17 protein-coding genes are annotated in these 20,977 nt (G+C 63.2%); 1 reads left to right on the plus strand and 16 read right to left on the minus strand.

Annotation, left to right across the window (positions count from 1 at the left end; genetic code table 11):
* Window positions 1–199: 199 nt before the first annotated feature.
* The 8 genes from mutL to M6D32_RS19725 form a co-directional block, all read right to left on the minus strand.
* Window positions 200–2,005: a DNA mismatch repair endonuclease MutL gene (mutL, locus tag M6D32_RS19690; RefSeq protein ID WP_298259298.1), complete on the minus strand. Its 1,806-nt coding sequence runs from the start codon at window positions 2,003–2,005 to the stop codon at window positions 200–202.
* Between the two features lie 84 nt (window positions 2,006–2,089).
* A complete protein-coding gene (arfB, locus tag M6D32_RS19695; protein ID WP_298259300.1) occupies window positions 2,090–2,509 on the minus strand; it encodes an alternative ribosome rescue aminoacyl-tRNA hydrolase ArfB in 420 nt (139 codons plus the stop codon).
* Window positions 2,510–2,751: 242 nt separating this feature from the next.
* A complete protein-coding gene (locus tag M6D32_RS19700) occupies window positions 2,752–4,059 on the minus strand; it encodes a pitrilysin family protein (protein WP_298259302.1) in 1,308 nt (435 codons plus the stop codon).
* Window positions 4,060–4,277: 218 nt separating this feature from the next.
* Window positions 4,278–5,669, minus strand: coding sequence for a pitrilysin family protein (locus M6D32_RS19705; RefSeq protein WP_298259304.1), 1,392 nt, complete (start codon window positions 5,667–5,669; stop codon window positions 4,278–4,280).
* 186 nt (window positions 5,670–5,855) lie between these two features.
* Entirely contained in the window at window positions 5,856–6,632 is a 777-nt protein-coding gene (locus tag M6D32_RS19710) for a hypothetical protein (protein WP_298259306.1), read from the minus strand.
* Between the two features lie 99 nt (window positions 6,633–6,731).
* The gene (gene lspA / locus M6D32_RS19715; protein WP_298259308.1) at window positions 6,732–7,229 is read right to left on the minus strand and encodes a signal peptidase II; all 498 of its coding nucleotides are present in this window, start codon (window positions 7,227–7,229) and stop codon (window positions 6,732–6,734) included.
* Complete coding sequence (gene ileS / locus M6D32_RS19720) at window positions 7,226–10,225, minus strand: isoleucine--tRNA ligase (protein ID WP_298259310.1); 3,000 nt, start codon at window positions 10,223–10,225, stop codon at window positions 7,226–7,228. The genes lspA and ileS overlap by 4 nt, the downstream gene beginning before the upstream one ends.
* Window positions 10,226–10,396: 171 nt before the next feature.
* Window positions 10,397–11,368, minus strand: a complete 972-nt coding sequence (locus M6D32_RS19725) for a bifunctional riboflavin kinase/FAD synthetase (RefSeq protein ID WP_298259312.1) — start codon at window positions 11,366–11,368, stop codon at window positions 10,397–10,399.
* 211 nt (window positions 11,369–11,579) lie between these two features.
* Between M6D32_RS19725 and M6D32_RS19730 the strand changes: the two genes are divergently transcribed.
* Window positions 11,580–11,975 carry a response regulator gene (locus M6D32_RS19730; RefSeq protein WP_298259314.1) on the plus strand — a complete coding sequence of 132 codons (396 nt, stop codon included), beginning with the start codon at window positions 11,580–11,582 and terminating at the stop codon, window positions 11,973–11,975.
* A 158-nt stretch (window positions 11,976–12,133) separates the two neighbouring features.
* Here M6D32_RS19730 and M6D32_RS19735 read toward each other — a convergent pair whose 3' ends face one another.
* From M6D32_RS19735 to uvrC, 8 genes are all read right to left on the minus strand, one after another.
* Window positions 12,134–12,988 (minus strand): TIGR01459 family HAD-type hydrolase, encoded by an 855-nt coding sequence (locus tag M6D32_RS19735; protein WP_298259316.1) that lies wholly within the window; start codon window positions 12,986–12,988, stop codon window positions 12,134–12,136.
* 18 nt (window positions 12,989–13,006) lie between these two features.
* The gene (locus M6D32_RS19740; RefSeq protein WP_298259318.1) at window positions 13,007–14,413 is read right to left on the minus strand and encodes an EAL domain-containing protein; all 1,407 of its coding nucleotides are present in this window, start codon (window positions 14,411–14,413) and stop codon (window positions 13,007–13,009) included.
* A gap of 194 nt (window positions 14,414–14,607) precedes the next feature.
* The gene (locus tag M6D32_RS19745) at window positions 14,608–15,954 is read right to left on the minus strand and encodes an aspartate aminotransferase family protein (RefSeq protein WP_298259320.1); all 1,347 of its coding nucleotides are present in this window, start codon (window positions 15,952–15,954) and stop codon (window positions 14,608–14,610) included.
* A gap of 273 nt (window positions 15,955–16,227) precedes the next feature.
* Entirely contained in the window at window positions 16,228–17,244 is a 1,017-nt protein-coding gene (gene prmB, locus M6D32_RS19750) for a 50S ribosomal protein L3 N(5)-glutamine methyltransferase (RefSeq protein WP_298259322.1), read from the minus strand.
* Window positions 17,241–17,708, minus strand: coding sequence for a molybdenum cofactor biosynthesis protein MoaE (locus tag M6D32_RS19755; protein ID WP_298259324.1), 468 nt, complete (start codon window positions 17,706–17,708; stop codon window positions 17,241–17,243). The genes prmB and M6D32_RS19755 overlap by 4 nt, the downstream gene beginning before the upstream one ends.
* 18 nt (window positions 17,709–17,726) lie before the next feature.
* On the minus strand, window positions 17,727–17,978 hold the full coding sequence (gene moaD, locus M6D32_RS19760) for a molybdopterin converting factor subunit 1 (protein WP_298259326.1): 252 nt from the start codon (window positions 17,976–17,978) through the stop codon (window positions 17,727–17,729).
* Window positions 17,975–18,592: a CDP-diacylglycerol--glycerol-3-phosphate 3-phosphatidyltransferase gene (gene pgsA / locus M6D32_RS19765; protein ID WP_298259328.1), complete on the minus strand. Its 618-nt coding sequence runs from the start codon at window positions 18,590–18,592 to the stop codon at window positions 17,975–17,977. Before pgsA ends, moaD begins: the two co-directional genes overlap by 4 nt.
* A 209-nt stretch (window positions 18,593–18,801) precedes the next feature.
* Window positions 18,802–20,892 (minus strand): excinuclease ABC subunit UvrC, encoded by a 2,091-nt coding sequence (uvrC, locus tag M6D32_RS19770; RefSeq protein ID WP_298259330.1) that lies wholly within the window; start codon window positions 20,890–20,892, stop codon window positions 18,802–18,804.
* Window positions 20,893–20,977 lie beyond the last annotated feature (85 nt).

A 20,977-nucleotide genomic window follows, 5' to 3' on the forward strand; every position in this document is an offset into this window, starting at 1 on the left:
CAGTTTCGCGGTAACCTCGTCATAGGAACTTCAAATTCTAAACCGCACTAGAATCATATAATTGGCTAGTGCTCCTTTGATTCCGAAGTTCGTAAACGTGGAGCCGCAATATGATACGAACTTCGGAATCGGAGCACTAGATAAGCCTGTCATCGCCCGGCTTGATGCGGGTGATGATGGATAGATTTGAAGATAGAAGCTATCGCCGCCCGAACAGCTTCTCGATATCAGCGAGCTTTAACTCCACATAGGTTGGGCGGCCGTGATTGCACTGCCCGGAGTTGGGCGTGTCTTCCATCTCGCGCAACAGCGCGTTCATCTCTTCAGGCTTGAGGCGGCGACCTGCGCGAACCGATCCGTGGCAGGCCATGGTTGCCGCCACATGCATGAGCCGCCGTTCCAGCGGCAGAGCTTCATCCCACTCCGCCATATGCTCGGCGAGGTCGCGCAGCAATCCACCGGCATTGGTCTTGCCGAGCAGCGACGGCGTCTCGCGCACCGCGACCGCGCCGGGGCCGAAGGATTCGATCGCAAGCCCGAAGGACGCCAGCTCTTCGCTGCGTTCTAGCAACCGCTCGACCGTGGCCTCATCCATTTCGACGATTTCGGGAATCAACAAGATCTGCCGCTGCACGCCATTTCTGGCGAGCGACGCCTTCAATTTCTCGTAGACGATGCGCTCGTGCGCGGCGTGCTGATCCACCACAATCAGCCCGTCACGCGTCTGCGAGACGATATAGGTCTCGTGGATCTGTGTTCGCGCCGCGCCGAGCGGCCGGTCGAGCAGGTCCGACAAAGACTGCTCGTGCAGCCGGACATCTGCGGTCGGCCCGCCGACATCGAAGGCCGCCTGGCCTGGCTCGGCCAGCGCCTTGGCAGTTTGAAAGGCCGGCGATGGCCCGACCGGATAGGCCGGCGAACGCCGCCAGTCCCAATTTGCCCTCCCCGGTGAAAAGGCGGGACGAAAGTTCTCGATCGCCGCACTGCAGCTGTTGGCGGCTGTTCGCCTGCCCTCGCGCGCGAGACCCTCTTTGAGCGCATGCACGATCAAGGCACGTACAAGCCCGGCGTTGCGGAAGCGAACTTCCGTCTTGGCCGGATGCACATTGGCATCGACCTCCCTGGCATCCAGCGTCACGAACAGCGCTACGACCGGGTGACGGTCGCGCGGCAGGTAATCCGCATAAGCGGCGCGGACCGCGCCCAGGATCAGCTTGTCGCGCACGGGTCTGCCGTTGACGAAGAGATATTGGCCAAGCGCGTTGGCCTTTGTCAGCGACGGACTGGCGGCAAATCCTTCGACGACGACGCCCTCACGCTCGGCGTGGACGTCGATGGCGCTTGCTCGAAAATCTGCACCGAGAATATCGCCGAGCCGCGTCAGCTGTCCGGGCGCGCCGGGTAACGCCGCGGCCCAGGTGACAGGGCTGCGTTCTTCGCCGGCGAGCGTAAAGGCGATGTCGGGCCGCGCCATCGCAAGCCGCCGCACCACCTCACGGATCGCCTCAGCCTCGGTGCGATCGGTCTTGAGAAATTTCAGCCGCGCCGGCGTGGCGTAGAATAGATCGCTGACCTCGACGCGCGTGCCTTGCGACAAGGCGGCAGGTGCGATCGCCGATTTCGCCCCGCCTTCCACCGAGAGCGACCAGGCGTGCGGCTCGCCGGCATGGCGGGTGGCGATGTTGAGCTTGGCGACCGCGCCGATCGAGGGCAGCGCCTCGCCGCGGAACCCCAGCGTTCGGATGCGTAGCAAATCCTCATCGTCGAGCTTGGAAGTTGCGTGGCGCTCGACCGCGAGCGCGAGATCGATGCGGGTCATGCCGCCACCATCGTCGGTGATCGCAATCTTTCGCCGGCCGCCGCCGTCGCTGAAAATGTCGATCCGGCTTGCACCCGCATCGATGGCATTTTCGACCAGTTCCTTGACCACGCTCGCCGGACGTTCCACCACCTCGCCTGCAGCGATGCGGTTGACGACCTGTTCGGGCAACTGGCGGACGGGCATTCGGTTTGACTCTGAACGGTCAGCTAATTTAGGGGCTTTTTTGGCGCTCGGGGAGGGCGGTGCGCAGGAAGTCCCCCGTTTGCTTCAATCGTCAACGCCTCTTGAGCCTCGCCTCGCCTTGATGTCGCCACGTCGCTTTTTGCCCTCGAGGCGGCGTTGTTTCGAGGCGAACGTCGGGCGGGTGGCACGCCGCGGGGTCGGGCGTATCATCGCCTCTCGCAACAGTTCGACCAGGCGCTCGATCGCGTCGCTTCGATTGCGCTCCTGGGTGCGGAAGCGCTGGGCGTGAATGACGATCACGCCGTCCTTGGTCATGCGCTGGCCCGCGAGCCTCAGGAGACGCGATGCCGCGTCGGTGGGCAGCGCGAGCCGGTGGGTGTCGTAGCGCAACTGGGCAGCCGTCGAGAGCTTGTTGACGTTCTGTCCGCCGGGTCCAGAGGCCCGAACAAAGGAAATGTCGAGATCGTTTTCGTCGACCGAGAGACCGCGGCCAATCCCCAGCATGGCGTCACCGAACCGAAAGCGGAATCGAACTTCCCGGAGAATAGCGGCTTTGTGCCTGCTTTGCTTGACTAGTGCGGTGAATTTGAAGTTCCTATCAGTTTCGCGGTGACCTCGTCATAGGAACTTCAAATTCTAAACCGCGCTAAAATCATATAATTGGCTAGTGCTCCTTTGATTCCGAAGTTCGCATCAGAGGTCACCGCGATGGTTTGCGAACTTCGGAATCGGAATCTTAGTGAAGCCTAATTCGCCTTCGGCTCGGTAGAAGCCGGCTGGGCGGCCGCCGTCAGTGGCGCGCGGCCGACGATGACGGTCAACAGACCACTGTCCCACAGCCTGTGCGCCGCCCGTTTCGTCTGGTCGATCGTGACCGCGTCGACCAGCGCGTTGCGGCGCTCCAGATAGTCGACTGGAAGGCCGTCGAGTTGATATTGCAGCAAGGCGCCGGCGAGTTTCGACGAGGTATCGAGCGAGAGCAGCCGCGATCCCTTCAGGTAGGACTTGGCCTCGTCGAGTTCCTGCGCGGTCGGTCCATTCTCTGCCATGCGGTGGACCTCGTTGGTGATGGCTTCGACCGTTTCGGCGGCGCGGTCGGCCCGCGTTCCGGTAGAGCCGACGAATAGCGCGGAGTGCTCCATCCACGTCAGCGAACCGGAAACCGAATAGGCAAGGCCGCGCTTTTCGCGAACCTCGCGGTAAAGCCGCGATCCCGATCCGCCGCCCAGAATGTGATTGACGACATAGGCAGCCATGAAATCCGGATCGTCGCGCTTGATGCCGGGGCCGCCAAAGGTCACGACGGTCTGCGGAACGTCGAGCGTGATGAATTCGCGCTGCGGCGGCTTGCTGGCCTCGATCTCGGACACCGGCGTCAGTCTCGATTTGGCGGGCAGTCCGCCGAACGTCCGGTCCAGCAGCGCGCCGAGCGAAGCCGCGTCGATGTCGCCGACCACGGCAATCTTCAAATGCTCCCTGGTCAATACGCGAGCGACATAATCCTTCATGTCAGCGATCGTGATCGTGGGAACGCTTTCCAGCGTGCCGCCGGCCGGCCGGCCGTAGGGGTGATCGCCATAGGCGATTTGCAGGAACTTGCGGCTGGCGAGCGAGCCTGGGCTCGTCGTCTCACGCCTCAGGCCGGACATGAGCTGCGTGCGGATGCGCTCGACGTCCGTGCTATCGAAATGCGGCGAGGTCAGTGACGTCCGCAGGAGCTCGAAGGCTTCGTCCTTGTTGTCCTTCAGCATGCGCAAGGAGCCGCGGAAATAGTCCCGCGTGACGCTGAAGCCGAGTTCAATCGCGCGCCGGTCGAGATGTTCGTGGAAAGCCCTGGAATCCAGATCGGCTGAGCCCTCATCGATGAGATCGGCCACCATGTTGCCCACACCGGCCTTGCCGTCCGGATCCTGCGCGGCGCCGCCATACATGGCGAATTCCATCGCTACCAGCGGTACGGTGGCGTCCTGCACGAACCAGGCCTCGATGCCGCCGGGCGAAATCAGGTGCTGGATCCTGGCTGCGGCCTGCGACGGAACCGGCAGGACCGCCATTGTCGCCAGGGATATACCTAGTACCGCCGATCTGAAGCCCCTGCACCACAAGCGGCGAATTCGATCAGGGACTTCAGATCGATAAAGCGGTACTAGAATCAATAGGTTTGCTAGTGCCCATGACTTTCCGAAGTTCGTGAAGGTGGCTGCTGCGATGGAGCACGAACTTCGGAAAGTGGGCGCCAGCAGCATGCGCGCTGCGGCAATCTTGAGGAAGGTCACGACCGCTTCTCCATGTGTTTAGGCGTTTCGTCCTTGACGAGATACCCGGTCACCGAACGCTTCCTGTCGAGCCATGTCTGCACCGCCCGGCGAACCTGATCGGCGGTGACGGCGCGAATGCGATCCGGCCACTTCCTGACGTCCTCGATGCTCAGCCCGGTGGCCATCGCTCCGCCGTACCAGCGGGCCAGCGTCGCCTGATTGTCCTGGGCATAGACGGCTTCGGCGATAAGTTGCGTTTTGACGCGCTCGAGATCTTCGGAACGCACCCCGTTCACCGCGATATCCGCGATCACTTCGTCGATCGCCCGCTCGATTTGGGCGAACGTCACGCCTTGCCTCGGCGCGGCCGAAATCGAGAACTGCGTCGCATCCAGCGACATGCCCTGATAGGCCGCGGAGGCGCTCACCGCGAGCGGGTGGTCGACCACCAGCCGACGGTAAAGATAGGAGTTGCTGCCGCCGCCCATCAGCTGCGCCAGTACGTCGAGCGCGGCGCTCTCGCCGGCGGCCGCGGTGGTCGCGGACGGCACCAGATAGGAGCGCCGCAGATTGGGCTGTTCGACGCGGGGATCCGACAGCGTCACCGTCCGCGGCGCGGCCGGCTCTGGCTCCTGCGGGCGAATGCGCTGGGCCGGTATCGCGGGCTGCGGCGCGATCGCGCCGAACGTTCGCTCCGCCATCGGGCGCACGTCAGCCACATCGACATCCCCGGCAACGACCAGGATGGCGTTGTTGGGTGCATAGAAACGCCTGTAGAAGGCGAGCGCGTCTTCGCGGTTGAGCTTCTCGATCTCCTGGTGCCAGCCGATCACGGGCCGGCCATAGGGATGATTGAGATAGAGCGCGGCCATGATCTGCTCGTTGAGCCGCGCGTCGGGATTGTTGGCCACCCGCATATTGTATTCCTCGAGCACGACATCGCGCTCGGGCAACACGTTCTCGTCCCTCAGGACAAGGCCCGTCATGCGATCGGCTTCGAATTCCATCATCTTGCCGAGTTGCTCGCGCGGCACGCGCTGGAAATAGCCGGTGTAGTCGGCAGAGGTGAATGCATTCTCGTTGCCGCCGATCCGCTGAACGGTGTCGGAAAATTCGCCGGCCGGATGCTTGGCGGTGCCCTTGAACATCAGGTGTTCGAGAAAATGCGCGAGGCCCGATTTGCCCGGAGTCTCATCGGCGGAGCCGACCTTGTACCAGATCATCTGCGTGACGACCGGTGTGCGGTGATCCGGAATCACCACGACCTGAAGCCCGTTGCTGAGCGTGAACGCGGCCGGCGGTGAGGGCGGGGCAGGGGTCTGGGCCGGCACGGCCGTGGCGAAGACGACAAACCCGGCGAACAAGCCGGCCCGCACGGAGGCCCGCAATCCCTGGAGTAATATCATGAGCGGTCTGGAAATCCGGCAGGAAGGGCGTAGCGCTCGCGGTCCATCTGGTCACGAGCGTTCAAGGCGAATGTCTGAAATTCCACCGGGAATCCTTTTCGCTATAGATCAAAGCGTCGCAACACGCGCGACCGCCTTCTGTCAGGGTCGGCAAATCAAGCCGACCTCTTTCCGCACGCTATGCGGTTAGTGAACGACGCTGGATGCGCTCGACGACTGGGCAAGCGGATTGCGGTCCGGGTTCGACCTGCCGTCCAGCCAGCCCTTCTTTTCTTCACTATACGCATAACCGGCCGCCGGCGTCTGATAGCCGGCTGGCGGCTGGGTCAACGCCGTGCGCGCAGGTTCCGTACCCGGCTCGATCGGCGCCATCTTGCCGTTGCCGAAGATGTTACTCATGCCGCTCCAGTCGCTGAGCGCTGCAGCGCCGCCCGTGAACAGATCGCCCGGCTTGTCGTAGACCGGGTCGGTCAGGGCGGTGCCGTTGCGATCGCTGGCGTAGGCCGGGCGTGTCGTGCCCGGAACCGCCGCCTCTTGCACCGGTGGTGCGATGTTGATCGGCTGGGCCTGCTGCTGCGGATCGCCGCCTGTGGTCACGCGGACGCGGGCAGGAGGCGGCGCTTCCTTTTTCTTGGCCGCGATGACCGCTTTGCGCGCACGCTCGTCAGGGTCCTTGGGCCAGTTCGCGACTTGCCCTTCCTGGCGGACGGAGGTCGGTGGCGGCAGATCGAGCGTCGGCGGCACCACCAGCGGGGAACGCTCACGGTAGTCGATACCGTGGTTGTCCATGTTCTTGCCACGGACCATGCCGTAGAAGCCGTCCGAGATCTTTTCCGAGAAGGTCCTGGTATCGCTGTTCTGTGCCCGGGCCGTCCCGGTCGTCACAACCATGCCAAGGCTCAAGGAGAGGATGGCAAGACCCAGCATCCGCTCAATCCGACCGTTCGCTTCAGTTTGGCGCATCGCGCTTTCCCGTCTAAAAAAATCGCGTTAATGTCCAGACCCTTGGGGGTTGGCTCGGGGCCAGCAAAGCCTCACGCTCAACGGCTACTATTAGCCGGATCAGGGCGCTTTTGCGGCGGGTAACCCCCAAAACGAGTCATACAACAGCGCCGCGACCCCGGCAACAATAGCTACGTCAGCCAGGTTAAAGACGTACCAATTGAAGGTCGTTTCGCCGATCCGGACATGAAACAGGGCAAAATCGACCACCGCGCCATAGGCGAGGCGGTCGATGCCGTTGCCGATAGCGCCGCCTATGATCAGGCCGAGGGAGAGCGTGGCGAGCAGGGTGCGCGAGCGGGCCATCCAGACCGCGAGCACCACGACGGCCACGGCCTTGATCGCCATCAGGACGATCTGGGCCGCCGGGCCATCGTGTTGAAACCAGCCAAAGCTGATCCCCTGATTCCAGGCCAGGACCAGGTCGAAGAACGGCGTGAGCTTGACCGTGCCGCGGCGGGCAATATCGAACACGTGGACCAGCCAGAACTTCGACGCCTGATCGAGCACGAGCGTGGCGATGGCCGCGATCACCCCGTAACTCAGGCGCAGACTCAAATCGTCACTCCCATCGCCTTCCACTCGCGCAAGGCAATGGCATCGCGTGGCGACACATCGGGATAGTCGGCGTCCTCGCCGACGCTCGGGAGGATCTTCCACGACCGGGCGCACTTTCGGCCCGCGGCCTTTTCGACCACGACGGCGACGTTGGGGACTTCGTTCAACCGGAAAGCGCCAGCGGGGGCCTCCTCGTTTGTGGCCATGGCGTTGGAGGTGATGCAGACCTCCGCGAGGTCGATGTCGAACAGCGTCGCGAAGATCGCCTTGTCGGCGACGTAGATCAGCGGCGAAGCCTCGAGCGAGGAGCCGATATTTTTCGCGGCCCGCTCAAGTTCCAGCGCGCCGGTCACCACGCGCCGCACGTCGCGGATGACCTCCCACTTTGCGGCCAGCGCATCGTCGCGCAAACCAGCGAGGTCGGCGGGGAAGGTGAGCAGATGCACGGACGGCGATCCTTCCGGCCCGTACATGAACCAGGCCTCATCGGCGGTGAAGCTGATGATCGGCGCCAGCCATTTCAGGATGGTGTCGCAGAGGATATCGACCGTCGTCAGCGCCGCCTTGCGCGCCGGCGACGACGGCGGGTCGCAATACAGGACGTCCTTGCGGATATCGAAATAGAACGCCGACAGGTCCGTGTTCATGAAATGGGTAAGCGAGGCAACGACCGTCTTGTAGTCGAACGCCGCATAGGCTTCGCGGATGACGGCGTCGATCTCGCTCAAGCGATGCAGCATCAGCCGCTCAAGCTCGGGCATGTCGGCATGCGCGACCGCGTCGGCCGGCTTGAAATGGTGCAACGTGCCGAGCATCCAGCGAATGGTGTTGCGCAGCTTGCGGTACGTCTCGATGGTGTTCTTGAGAATTTCGGGACCTATGCGCTGATCGTCGGCATAGTCGGTGGCGCAGACCCAGAGCCGCAGAATGTCGGCGCCGGATTGCGCGATCACCTTTTGCGGCTCGACGGTATTGCCGAGCGACTTCGACATCTTGCGGCCGTTCTCGTCGAGCGTGAAGCCGTGGGTCAGCACCACGTCGTAGGGCGCGCGGCCGCGGGTGCCCGCGCTTTCAAGCAGTGAGGAGTGAAACCAGCCGCGATGCTGGTCCGAGCCTTCCAGATACATCACGGTGTCCTGGCCGCCATCGATCTTGCGGACGATATGGCCAAGCGTCGGGAAATTCTGGCGGTCTTCCAGCACAAATGCATGGGTCGACCCGGAGTCGAACCAGACGTCGAGAATGTCGTCGACTTTTTTCCAGTCCTCGCTGGCGCGGGACCCGAGGAAACGTTCGCGGGCGCCGTCGCGATACCAGGCATCGGCGCCTTCTTCCGTGAAGGCTTCGCAGATCCGCTGATTGACGATTTCGTCCATGAGGATTTCGGCTGAGCCATCGTCCTTTTCGCGGACGAACACCGCGATCGGCACGCCCCAGGCGCGCTGGCGCGAGATCACCCAGTCCGGTCGGTTGACGATCATGCCGTTGATACGGTTTTGCCCCGCCGGCGGCACCCACTGCGTAACGGAGATCGCGTGCAGCGCGCGGGCGCGCAGCGTGTCACCGCGCTTCGCCTTGCCGTTCTCGGCGATGTCCTTGTCCATCGCGATGAACCATTGCGGCGTGTTGCGGAAGATCACCGGCTTCTTCGACCGCCAGGAATGCGGGTACTGGTGCTTGAGGCGTCCGCGCGCCAGCAACATGCCGGCGCCGACCAACGCCTTGATCACCGCCTCGTTGGCGTCGCCTTTCTCGCCCTTGTCGTTGAGGACGCGCTTTCCGGTGAAGCCGGGCGCCTGCGTGGTGAAGGCGCCGTTCTCATCGACGGTATAGGGGATCGCGGTGCTGATGCCGCGCGCTTCCAGTTCGCGTGCATTCGCTGTCCAGACATCGAAGTCCTCGCGGCCGTGACCGGGTGCGGTGTGTACGAAACCGGTGCCGGTGTCGTCGGTGACGTGATCGCCTGCGAGCAGCGGCACCACGAACTGGTAACCGCCATCAAGGCCCCTGAACGGATGCGCGCATTCCACCGCATCCAGCGTATCGCCGGGTATGTCCCGCACTTTCTCGAACGCGGTGACGCGTGCCTGCTTGAAGACGCTCTCGGCCAGCGCATCCGCCAAAATCAGAAGATCGCCGTTTTTAGCCCAGTTGTCGGCCGGCGCATCGGTGACCTTGTAGAGGCCATAGGCGATTTTCGGCGAAAAGCTGATCGCCCGGTTGCCCGGCAGCGTCCAGGGCGTGGTGGTCCAGATCACGACATTGGCGCCGGCGAGCGCCCCGTGAGCGGGCGAGGTGACCGGAAATTTCACCCACACCGTATCCGAGGTGTGATCCTCGTACTCGACCTCGGCCTCCGCAAGCGCGGTCTTCTCTACGACGCTCCACATCACCGGCTTGGAACCGCGATAGAGGGTGCCGTTAGCCGCAAACTTCATCAGCTCGCGCGCGATCTGCGCTTCGGCCGGGTAGCTCATGGTGGCGTAAGGGTGATCCCAGTCGCCGATGATGCCGAGGCGCTTGAATTCCTCGCGCTGCACGTCGAGCCAGTGCGAGGCATAGGCGCGGCATTCTTTTCGGAACGCCACCATCGCCGCCGAGTCGCGAAAGTCCGGCTTGGCCTTGCCCCTGGAACGGTAGTTCTCTTCCTCGATCTTCCATTCGATCGGCAGGCCGTGACAGTCCCAGCCCGGCACGTAGTTGGAATCGAAGCCCAGCATCTGCTGGCTCTTGGTCACCACGTCCTTGAGGATCTTGTTGAGCGCATGCCCGATATGGATGTTGCCGTTGGCGTAGGGCGGCCCGTCATGGAGCACGAATTTGGGCCGGCCCGCGGAGTTTTCACGCAGCCGCTCATAAAGACCGATCTTGTTCCAGCTTTTGAGGATTTCCGGCTCGCGCTGGGGAAGGCCGGCGCGCATCGGGAATTCGGTCTGCGGCAGGAACAGGGTTTTGGAATAGTCTGTGGCGTCGGACTTTTGCGGCTTTTCGGACATTGGGGCTCTGGTACGCGATCGAGGGGCGGAAGGACGACAAATCCCGGTCTTGCGCCGAGCTCAAAGCTCAGGCGGAAGCCGGGCCGCTAATGCCGATGGTGCGCCGCGTCAACATCGGCTTTCCATAGCAGGGGGCGGCCAAATCGCAAAGCCCGCCAATTCCCTCAAAAATCAGCCCACGATCCCTAATCTGGGAAAGGCGTCGGGTGTTGCCGCCAGGCGCTCGCGTGCGCGGGCAGAATCGTCGTTCACCTGGCGGATCAGCGCCTCGACGCCGTCGAACTTCAATTCTTCGCGCAGGAAGGCGATGAAGGCGACGTCGAGGCGGCTGCCATAGAGATCGCCTGCGAAATCGAACAGGAAAACCTCTAGCAGCGGCGCGCCATTGTCGAAGGTCGGGCGGCGGCCGAAACTTGCGACGGCCTCGAAGCGACGGTCACCCAGGCCGACCCGAACTGCGTAGATGCCGTGCTTAAGGCCGCAATTCTTGTCGAGCCTGATATTGGCGGTCGGAAAACCGAGGTCGCGGCCACGTTTCTCGCCGTGGACGACTTCGCCGTTGATGAACCAGGGACCGCCGAGCATCGCGGTCGCCTCGTCGATCTGCCCCTCCGCCAGCGCCTCGCGGATCGCACTTGAAGACACCGGCCGTTCGGCGATGTCGACATGGGCCTGGACGTCGACCTCGATGCCAAGCCGTGGCGCTTCCGTCACCAACAGGCCGGGCGAGCCGACGCGGCCCTTGCCGAAATGGAAATCATAGCCGACCGCGACGCCGCTGATGCCGAGCCGCTCGATCAGATCGTGGTGAATGAAGTGTTGCGCCGTTGTCTCGGCGCGTCGCCTGTCGAAAGTCATGACCACTGCGCCTGAAAGGCCGGTGCCCGCCAGCAGTCGCAGCTTTGCGGTTTCGTCCGTCAGGCGGAACTGTGGGGTGTTGGGACTGAAATAGCGCCGCGGATGGGGTTCGAAAGTCAGTGCGAAGGCCGGCCGCGCGTGGGCCTGACCCATGCGTAGCGCGGCGTCAATGACGGCACGGTGGCCGAGATGAACACCGTCGAAATTGCCCATCGCCACCACCATTCCCTTGGGAACGGAGGCCGGAGCATCGGTATCGCGGATCACGGTAAAATCGGAGGCCATTCACAAGTCTTGGCTGATGGGGCCGGCGAACCGTGGCTTGGGGCAGCGCACGAAGTCAAGCCGGGTCTGACGGGCTTTTGGAGGGTCGAAAAAGGCCCCGGGCCGGGCACCGGTTAACGGGCTGTTTAACGGCTGATGGTAGTCGTTGACTTGGACCGCGGGGGTACCGTTTGGCCCAGTAGCGTTCGTGCGTTGCCCAGGGGATTTGAAGATGGCGATTGATCTATCGATGTCGGTTCTGGTGGTGGACGACTACAGCACCATGATTCGCATCATCAGAAATCTCCTCAAGCAGCTCGGTTTCGAAAATATCGACGATGCCAGCGATGGATCGGCCGCGCTCAACAAGATGCGCGCCAAGAAATACGGCCTGGTCATCTCGGACTGGAACATGGAGCCGATGACCGGCTACGACCTGCTGCGGGAGGTCCGCGCCGACCCCAATCTCGCCACTACGCCGTTCATCATGATCACGGCCGAGTCCAAGACCGAGAACGTCATCGCTGCCAAGAAGGCCGGTGTCAACAACTACATCGTCAAGCCGTTCAACGCCGCCACGCTGAAGACCAAGATCGAGGCGGTCTTCCCGGATATGGCGAGCGCCTAATCTTTTCTTTTCACCTCTCCCCGCTTGCGGGGAGAGGTCGGATCGCTCTTGGCGATCCGGGTGAGGGGGTACATTCCCCTCAAATTTTTCAACGCCCTGATAGAAGCCCCTCACCCCACCCTCTCCCCGCAAGCGCGGGGCGAGGGAGTCTCGCGGGGCTACCACCTCAACTCGCGGATCAGCGCGCGGGGCGGATGGCCGAACAATTCCCTGACCGATGCGGGGCCGAGCTGATCGATTCCCTCGAACTCCTCGGAGTGAATGCCGCGGGTCACGAACAGGCAATCGATCCCGAAGCCATGGGCGCCGGCAAGGTCCGTTCGTACGGAATCGCCGATCGCAAGCACACGATTGAGCATGACTTCCCGGCCGCGCCGCTCGGCCGCAAGCGCCATCGCGCGTTCGTAGATCGGCCGATGCGGCTTGCCGTAGAAAATCACCTCGCCGCCGAGTTCGAGATAAAGCTCGGCGACGGCGCCCGCGCAATAGATCAGCCGGTCGCCGCGCTCGACCACGATGTCGGGATTGGCGCACACCAGCGTGAGCTTGCGTTCGCGTGCCTTCAGCAGCATTGCTCGATAGTTTTCCGCCGATTCGGTCTCGTCGTCGAACAGGCCGGTGCAAACGATGTAGTCAGCCTGTTCCAGCGGCACGAGTCCGGCATTGAGGCCGCGATGGATCGAACTGTCCCGGTCGGGCCCAACCCAATATATTTTCTGGCCGGGATGACCCGCGACGAAATTGCGCGCCAGGTCGCCCGAACTGACGATGGCATCGTAGGTTTCGTCGGGAACGTGCAGCTTGCGCAACTGCCGCTGCACCGAATCCGCAGGCCGCGGCGCGTTGGTGATCAGGATGACGGCGCCGCCCTGGCTGCGGAAATTCTGCAGCGCCTCGCAGGCATCGGCGAACGCGGCGAGGCCATTGTGAACGACGCCCCAGATGTCGCTGAGCAGCACGTCCACGTCGGCGACAAGGTCGCGCAGCCCTTCGGCAAATTTCAGCGTCGTCATGTTTCGAACTGCGGACTGTTAGTTCGGGGCGGCCGAGCGCCGCGCCAGCGCGGCATTGCCGGTCGCTCGCGCCGGTGGCTCGACGATAGGCGTGTCGGTCCGGACGGCGCCGTTGGACGCCGCACCATTGGACTCGCCCTCGGGGCGCAGCGGCCTCGGTGGCGCAAACAGAAAGCCTTGTCCGAACCTGACGTCGAAATCGAGCAGGTCGACAACGGCACGCTCACCCTCGATCCGTTCCGCGATGAGGTCGATACCGAAGCGGCCGAGGAGGTCGGAGAGGTCCGAGGGGTGGATGTCGGATACCGACGACGCCTTGGGGTCCAGCAGCAGGGAGGCCGGCACCTTGATGAAACGGACACCGCGATCGGCGAGTTCGCGCGGTTCGATCCTGAGATCGGTGACATGGTCGATCGAGAAGCGGTAACCGCGCTGCGCCAGCGCTGCCAGGTGCTCGCCCTCGGTCGGGCCGAGGTTGCGGAACGCTGACTGCTTGAACTCGATCACCAGCGACGGCGCCAACGCGCGATTGGCTTCGAGGAAATCGAGACAAGGGGCAAACGTGGTGGGATCGCGGAGCGTGGCGCCCGCCATGTTGCAGAATAAGCCGACTTCCTTGTTACGGACCATCAGGCGGCGCAGCACCTGTACGCAGCGCAGCATCATGGTGTGGTCGACGCGTCCGATCAGGCCTGCAGCTTCCACGAAAGGCATGAACTCCTCTGCGGCCAGCACCCGGTCGTTTTCGTCGCGAATGCGCGTGACTGCCTCGTAGAAGCGCACCTTGCGCTGCGGGAGGGTGACCATCGGCTGCAGATAGATATCAAGCCGGTTTTCTTCGATCGCGGTTTTTACCGCGGCTAACGTCTGCACCTCGCTGCGCACGGGCGCTGCCTCGGAACCGACGACGGCGGCGATCGGGGACGGCGCGACGACCAGTTTCGGTGGCTCGGCCGCGAAGAGTGGTTCCCTGGGCGACGAATTCTCTGCACGGCTCACGGACGCTGCGGCCGCCGCGTTCGACGACAAGAGATCGTCATGGCTTGCAACCGACACCGCGAGTTGCCTTACCAGCCCTCCGAGCTCGTTGATCTCGCCGACCACCGCCTGGACACGGTCCGCGCCCGCGTTATTGAGCGAGCCGAGCTTTCCCTCGACCGCGCTGAGCCGCCTGCCGAATTCAGCGACCTGGCGGGCGAGGTCCGCCGTCCCGCGCGACAGGTCGGCAATCTGGCCGCCCACATCGGTGCGGTCGCGCAGGCGCATCGATACGGCGTTGTAAAGGATCAGGAAGGTCAGCGCGGTGAGGGCGACGATCGCCGACTCCATGCCGCTCAATCCGGCGACGGAGTAGAGAACGAGGCCGAGCGAAGCGGCAACCAGCACCATGCAAATGGCGATAAAGATCGTGGAAATACGGATCATGTTGCGCGCAAAGCCCCTTGAGCCCCTCTTGCCCGGGCGAGCCGCTTGCGCCGTTCTGCTTCGCCGCGCGCCTCAAGCGCCACGACACTAGCATTAATGTTGATTCGATAGACCAGTCTTCTTGGCGTCCCCAAAACGGAACCGCGGCCCCGATTTGGGAGCCGCGGTTTGCGTCGCAGGAGGAAGTTGGGGGCTCAGGCGACCGCGCGGATCACCTTGGCGACCTTCTCGACGATCTCGCCGACCTGAGCCTCGCTGACGATCAGGGGCGGGGTCAGCGCCAGGGTGTCACCGGCGATGCGCAGCATCAGATCATTGTCGAAGAAGGCACTGTTGAGCGCATCGAATCCCCGTTTGCCCGGCTGGTCGGGGCGCGAGGCGAGGTCAATGGCAGCCGTCAGGCCGACGGTGCGGATGTCCACGACGTTCGGGCCGCTCTTGAGCGAGAAGATCGCATCGTTCCATTTCGGTTCGAGTTCCCGCGCACGCTCGAACAGCTTTTCGTCGCGATAGATATCGAGCGTGGCAAGGCCCGCGGCGCAAGCGAGCGGATGGGCCGAATAGGTATAGCCATGGGTCAGCTCGATGGCGTGCTCTGGGCCGCTCATGAAGGCGTCGTGGATGGTGTCGCGCACGAGCACGCCGCCCATCGGCGCGGCCCCGTTGGTGACGCCCTTGGCGAAGGTGATCATGTCCGGCAGCACGCCATAGCGCTCGGCCGCAAAGGCATAGCCCAGCCGGCCGAAGCCGGTGATGACCTCGTCGAAGATCAGGAGGATGCCGTGCTTCTGGGTGATCTCGCGCAGCCGCTTGAGATAGCCCTTCGGCGCCGGCAGCACGCCGGTCGACCCGGCCATCGGCTCGACGATGACGGCGGCAATGGTGTTGGCGCCGTGCAGGTTGACCAGATTTTCCAGCGCGTCGGCAAAATGGGCGCCATATTCCGGCTCGCCGCGCGAGAAGGCCTGCTTCTCCCGGTCATACGTCGTCGGCAGATGATCGACGCCGGTGAGCAGCGTTCCGAACATCTTGCGGTTGCCGACCATGCCGCCGACCGAGGTGCCGCCGAAACCGACGCCGTGATAGCCGCGCTCGCGCCCGATCAGGCGGAGGCGGCCGCCCTGGCCGGAGATCTGGTGATAGGCGAGCGCGATCTTGAGCGCGGTATCGGCCGCTTCCGATCCGGAATTGCAGAAGAACACATGGTCGAGGCCTTTCGGCGCAAGATCGGCGATGCGGCTTGCAAGCTCGAAAGCCTGCGGGATGCCGAACTGGAAGGGCGGCGCATAATCCAGCGTCTCGGCCTGCTTGGCGATCGCTTGCGCAATCTGGGTGCGGCCGTGGCCGGCATTGCTGCACCACATGCCGGCAGCGCCATCGAGGATTTTCCGGCCGTCGACGGTGATGTAGTGCATGTCCTTGGCGCCGGCGAGCAGTCGCGGCGTCTTCTTGAAGGCGCGGTTGGCGGTAAACGGCATCCAGTGCGCGGCAAGGTCGTTGGGAACGTTGACGCCGGGTGATCGCGGGCTCTTGTCCAGCATGGCGGGCCTCTTTGAGTTGTCGGTGAAACGGCTAGTGGTCCGATTCTAACATTCGCATCCCTTCTCAGCGGGCGCCTTTGCGAATGTTAGAATCAAAGGACCACTAGCAAATCTATGTTTCCAGTGGAGTTTAGGATTTGACATTCGCGTTCCGGATGTGCGGCTGGGTGGCTCGCGAATGTCAAATCCACTCCACTGCCGGACAGGTTAGCAGTTTCGGCCGCCGACCGAAACGCCGGGAGATCTGCTATTTTCGCAGGGATCGAGCGTTTCTCAGGAAAGGCTAGGCCGCTTTTGCAGCTTTACAGCGTTTTGCAGGTCGGCAGCGCGAAGCCAGAACACTTCGCCTTGCGAATCCTCGGTGTCCAGCCACAGGAATTCGGCCTGCGGATAGGCCGCTTCGAGTGCGCTGCGGCAGCGGCCGATCTCGCATAACAGCCCGCCGTCGGCCGCCAGGTGGTGGCTCGCCTGATCCAGAATGCGCCTGACCACATCAAGTCCATCGGTGCCGCCATCGAAGGCGAGTTTCGGTTCGGCCAGGCACTCACGCGGCAGACCCGCCATCCCTTCGGCATCGACATAGGGCGGATTGGCGATGATCAGATCATAGCGTTGGCCTGCGACCGGGCCGTACAGATCGCCGCGATGCAGCATCACCCGTTGCTGAAGGCCGTACTCGGCGACATTGCGCGCGGCGACTGCGAGTGCGTCCTTGGAAATTTCGACGGCGTCGATCTGCGCGTTCGGAAAGGCGCGCGCGGCCAGCACGGCGAGGCAGCCGGAGCCGGTGCAAAGCTCCAGCACGTTTTCTACCGCGTCCGGATCGTCAATCAGCGAGGGGCCTTCGTCATCCAGTCCGCCAAAATGCGAATCCAGCAGTTCGCCGATGAACGAGCGCGGCACGATCGTGCGTTCATCGACATAGAAGGGCAGGCCGCGCAGGTAGATCTTGTTGACGAGATAGGCCGCCGGCTTTCCGGAAGCGACGCGGCGCCCAATCACATCAAGGATCGACCGGGCTTCGTGAGCCGCAACTCGAGCGGTCGCGAAGCTTTCGAACTGGTCGGGATGAAGATGCAGCGTTTCGCACACCAGAAACGCGGCTTCCGCTATCGGGTCCGTCGTGCCATGTGCAAACGTCAGCTTCGCCTCGTTGAAGCGGCTCACGGCATAACGGACAAAATCGAGCAGCGTCACCAACTCGCCCGCTGAAACCTTGGGAAGTTTCGACGGGGCGCGGGAGCGTTTGGGCGAGATTCTAGGCGGGGCTTTGGCGCGTTTGGCCATCACGATTTGGTCCAGCGTGCCGCCGCCGCGTCATCGTGATCGCGCGCCTCGATCCACTTGGTGCCGCCCGCGGCTTCCACCCGCTTCCAGAACGGAGCGTTCGCTTTCAGATAATCCATCATGAATTCGGCGGCCTCGAAGGCAGCCTGACGATGTTTCGAGGCCGTCACGACCAGCACGATATTTTCGCCCGGCGTGATCCGGCCGACGCGGTGAACAACCCTTATTCCGAAGAGCGGCCAGCGCGACATCGCGGTCTCGGCGTGGCGCGCGATCTCGGCTTCGGCCATGCCGGGATAATGCTCGAGCGTTAGCGCCGCGATGGCGGAGCCCTCTTCGCTGCCCCGGCAAACTCCGGTGAAGGAAACCACCGCGCCGATATCGCTGCGTTCCGCTGTCAGGCCTGCGATTTCGCGCGCAATGTCGAAGTCGGTTTCCTGGATGCGGACGGTGATGTTGTCGGTCATGGCCGCATCGCTCTTGCGCTAACCGCCGGTCATGGGCGGGAAGAAGGCGATTTCGCGGGCGCCGGCAATCGCCGCATCCTGCTTGACGTGGGCATGGTCGATCGCGGCGCGGATCACACGCGGCTTCTCGAAGGCATGCGCGTAAGTCTCGCCGCGCGCGACAAGCCAGACGATCAGTTCTTCGACGGTTGTAACGCCCGGCGGCGGCTCGATCGTCTCTTCCGGCTTGCCGATCCGCTCGCGCACCCAGGCGAAGTATTTGAGTTTCATCCCTCATCCTCCTCGATGAGGTGACGGATGCCGGCGCGGAAATAATCCCAGCCGGTATAGATCGTGACGATCGCAGAGATCCAGAGCAGCAGCAGCCCGATCTCGGTGGTGTGCGGGATGACCCGGTCGCCCGCTTCGCCGGCGAGCAGAAAGCCGATCGCGACAAGCTGCGCTGTGGTCTTCCATTTGGCGAGCTTGGTGACGGGCACGCTGACGCGCAAGCCCGCCAGATATTCACGCAAGCCCGACACCAGGATTTCGCGGCACAGGATCACGATCGCGGCCCACAGCGTCCAGCCATGGATGATTCCGTCGGCCGCCAGCATCAGGAGGCAGGAGGCGACCAGGAGCTTGTCGGCAATCGGATCGAGCATCCGGCCCAGGGCCGATTGCTGATCCCATATCCGCGCATAATAGCCGTCGAGAAAATCGGTCACGCCGGCGGCAATAAATACGGCCAGCGCGACCCATCGCAGCCACAGCGGCCAGTCCAGAATGGCCTGCGCATAGATGCAGCCGACCACGACCGGAATGGCGGCAATCCGTGCGAAGGTCAGAATATTGGGCAGGGACAGCGAACTCTTCGCCAGTCCCCTGGTCGTTGCGATGTTCATCCGTCCACCAAATACCGCCGCGGTTACGGCCTTAGCGAATGTCAAATCCCTTCCACGAGGTCAACCATGCGACACATATGACCTTCGGGTGACATCCGAGCGTTTTCGCAAACGAACTTCGGAATCGGGACACTAGCAAATATAGGCTTCTACTGGCGTTTTGGATCGGACATTCGCATTGCGAATTCGCGGTTACAGGGTTGCGCTCCCTAGCCCGGCCGGGCGTGGAAAAACTCGAAAATCTTGCGCGCGCTCTCGGCGCTGACGCCGGGGACCTTGCCGAGGTCGGCGACCGAGGCCCGCTCGATCTCCTTCAGGGTTCCGAAATGGTGCAACAGGGCCCGCTTGCGCGAGGGGCCGATGCCGGGGATTTCCTGCAAGCCGGCCTCTCGAATGTCCTTCTTGCGCAGCTTGCGGTGTGATCCGATCACAAAACGGTGCGCCTCGTCGCGCAGGCGCTGGATGAAGTACAGCACCGGGTCGCGCGGCTCCAGCTTGACCGCCTCACGGTCCGGCATGAACAGGGTTTCCCGCCCGGCGTCACGATCCGGACCCTTGGCGACCGCAAGCAGCGCGACCTGCGGGAGGCCGAGGCTGTCGAAGATTTCCTTGGCGGCATTGAGCTGGCCGCGGCCGCCGTCGATGATGACGAGATCCGGCCATTGCGGCACGCCGTCATCCTCGGCCTTGGCCCCGGCCGTCTCGTTCCCGGCCGCGGCGGCGAGAAGCCGCTTGAAACGCCGTTGCAGCACTTCGCGCATCATCGCGTAGTCGTCGCCGGGCGTCAGCCCCTCCGAGCGGATGTTGAACTTGCGGTACTGGTTTTTGACGAAGCCGTCCGGGCCGGCCACGATAAAGGCGCCGACCGCGTTGGTGCCCTGGATGTGACTGTTGTCGTAGACCTCGATGCGGCGCGGCGGATGCGGCAGACCGAGCGTGGTGACGAGCCCCGTCAGCAGCCGGCCTTGGGTTGCGGTATCGGCCAGCTTGCGCCCTAGCGCCTCGCGCGCATTGGTCAGCGCATGCGTGATCAGTTCCTTCTTCTCGCCGCGCTGCGGCGTTGTGACTTCGACCTTGAAGCCGGCCTTGATCGACAAGGCGCTCGCCATCAGCACGCTCTCTTCGATGACATGCGACAGCAGGATGAGTTTCGGCGGCGGCTTGTCGTCGTAGAACTGTGTGAGGAACGAGGCCAGCACTTCTTCCGGCGTGAACGATTTTTCTGCTTTTGGAAAATAAGCGCGGTTGCCCCAGTTCTGTCCGGTGCGGAAGAAGAAGACTTCAACGCAGGAATATCCGCCCTCCTGGTGGATGGCAAAGACGTCGGCTTCTTCCACTGTTCTCGGGTTGATGCCCTGCTGCGACTGGATCGCCGACAACGCCGCGAGCCGGTCGCGGTAGAGCGCCGCGGTCTCGAACTCGAGCTCGGCGGACGCCTTTTCCATCTCGGCCGCGAGCAGCTGTTTCACGGCCTGGCTGCGGCCGGACAGGAAATCCTTAGCTTCGCGCACGAGCTCGGTATAGCCGGGAAAATCGATCTCGCGGGTGCAGGGCCCGGCGCAGCGCTTGATCTGGCAGAGCAGGCAGGGACGGGTGCGGCTTTCGAAAAACGCATCCGTGCAGGAGCGGATCAGGAAGGCGCGCTGGAGCGCGGTGATCGTGCGATTGACGGCGCCGGCCGAGGCGAACGGCCCGAAATACTGTCCGGGTCTGCTCTGCGCGCCGCGATGCTTGAGGATCTGCGGCGCCCAATGGTCGCCGGTGATCAGGATATAGGGGAACGACTTGTCGTCGCGCAGTTGCACGTTAAAGCGCGGACGCAACTGCTTGATCAGGTTGGCCTCAAGCAACAACGCCTCGGTTTCGGTCGTGGTGGATACGATTTCGACCGAAACGGTCGCCGCAATCATGCGCAGGATGCGCGCCGGCTGCGGTGCGCTGGCCCGCGCATAGGAAGAAAGCCGCTTGCGGACATTCTTGGCCTTGCCGACATAGAGCACATCGTTCGCGGCATTGAGCATGCGATAGACGCCGGGTGAGGTCGGCGCCAGCCTGACCGCATTTTCGATCGCGGCATGCCCGATCGCGAGCGGGCCTTCGGCGATCGCCTCGTTGGTCTCTTCGGCTGCCTCGACTTCCGGAAGCCGCGCCTCGTCCTCCTCGTCGGCCGTGACGGTCGCAGGATCGATATCGCCGGCCGCGAGACTCTGGGCCTGCTCCGGGTGCGTCTGGTCGGATCGGGAAGGGGCGGGTTCCTTCCGTCCGGCGCTGTTTGCCTGATTGCTGGATTCGCGAGCCATATAACCTGGAATTTAGGTGTCGTCCTTGCCGCCTGCCAGAACTGGTGCGCAGGCGCGCCGGTAACACTCCCTTAAGACTAAGCAG

This window comes from Bradyrhizobium sp. (genome assembly GCF_027307225.1).
In the GTDB taxonomy this organism is placed as follows: Bacteria; Pseudomonadota; Alphaproteobacteria; order Rhizobiales; family Xanthobacteraceae; genus Bradyrhizobium.

Bases quoted from the DNA above. Each gene is read 5' to 3' on its own strand.
- M6D32_RS19755 (WP_298259324.1), bottom strand. From the start codon at position 17,708: ATGACCGACAACATCACCGTCCGCATCCAGGAAACCGACTTCGACATT.
- ileS (WP_298259310.1), bottom strand. From the start codon at position 10,225: ATGTCCGAAAAGCCGCAAAAGTCCGACGCCACAGACTATTCCAAAACC.
- M6D32_RS19730 (WP_298259314.1), top strand. From the start codon at position 11,580: ATGGCGATTGATCTATCGATGTCGGTTCTGGTGGTGGACGACTACAGC.
- M6D32_RS19735 (WP_298259316.1), bottom strand. From the start codon at position 12,988: ATGACGACGCTGAAATTTGCCGAAGGGCTGCGCGACCTTGTCGCCGAC.
- M6D32_RS19725 (WP_298259312.1), bottom strand. From the start codon at position 11,368: ATGGCCTCCGATTTTACCGTGATCCGCGATACCGATGCTCCGGCCTCC.
- moaD (WP_298259326.1), bottom strand. From the start codon at position 17,978: ATGAAACTCAAATACTTCGCCTGGGTGCGCGAGCGGATCGGCAAGCCG.
- M6D32_RS19705 (WP_298259304.1), bottom strand. From the start codon at position 5,669: ATGATATTACTCCAGGGATTGCGGGCCTCCGTGCGGGCCGGCTTGTTC.
- uvrC (WP_298259330.1), bottom strand. From the start codon at position 20,892: ATGGCTCGCGAATCCAGCAATCAGGCAAACAGCGCCGGACGGAAGGAA.
- M6D32_RS19740 (WP_298259318.1), bottom strand. From the start codon at position 14,413: ATGATCCGTATTTCCACGATCTTTATCGCCATTTGCATGGTGCTGGTT.
- M6D32_RS19745 (WP_298259320.1), bottom strand. From the start codon at position 15,954: ATGCTGGACAAGAGCCCGCGATCACCCGGCGTCAACGTTCCCAACGAC.
- pgsA (WP_298259328.1), bottom strand. From the start codon at position 18,592: ATGAACATCGCAACGACCAGGGGACTGGCGAAGAGTTCGCTGTCCCTG.
- M6D32_RS19700 (WP_298259302.1), bottom strand. From the start codon at position 4,059: ATGGCGGTCCTGCCGGTTCCGTCGCAGGCCGCAGCCAGGATCCAGCAC.
- M6D32_RS19710 (WP_298259306.1), bottom strand. From the start codon at position 6,632: ATGCGCCAAACTGAAGCGAACGGTCGGATTGAGCGGATGCTGGGTCTT.
- arfB (WP_298259300.1), bottom strand. From the start codon at position 2,509: ATGCTGGGGATTGGCCGCGGTCTCTCGGTCGACGAAAACGATCTCGAC.
- mutL (WP_298259298.1), bottom strand. From the start codon at position 2,005: ATGCCCGTCCGCCAGTTGCCCGAACAGGTCGTCAACCGCATCGCTGCA.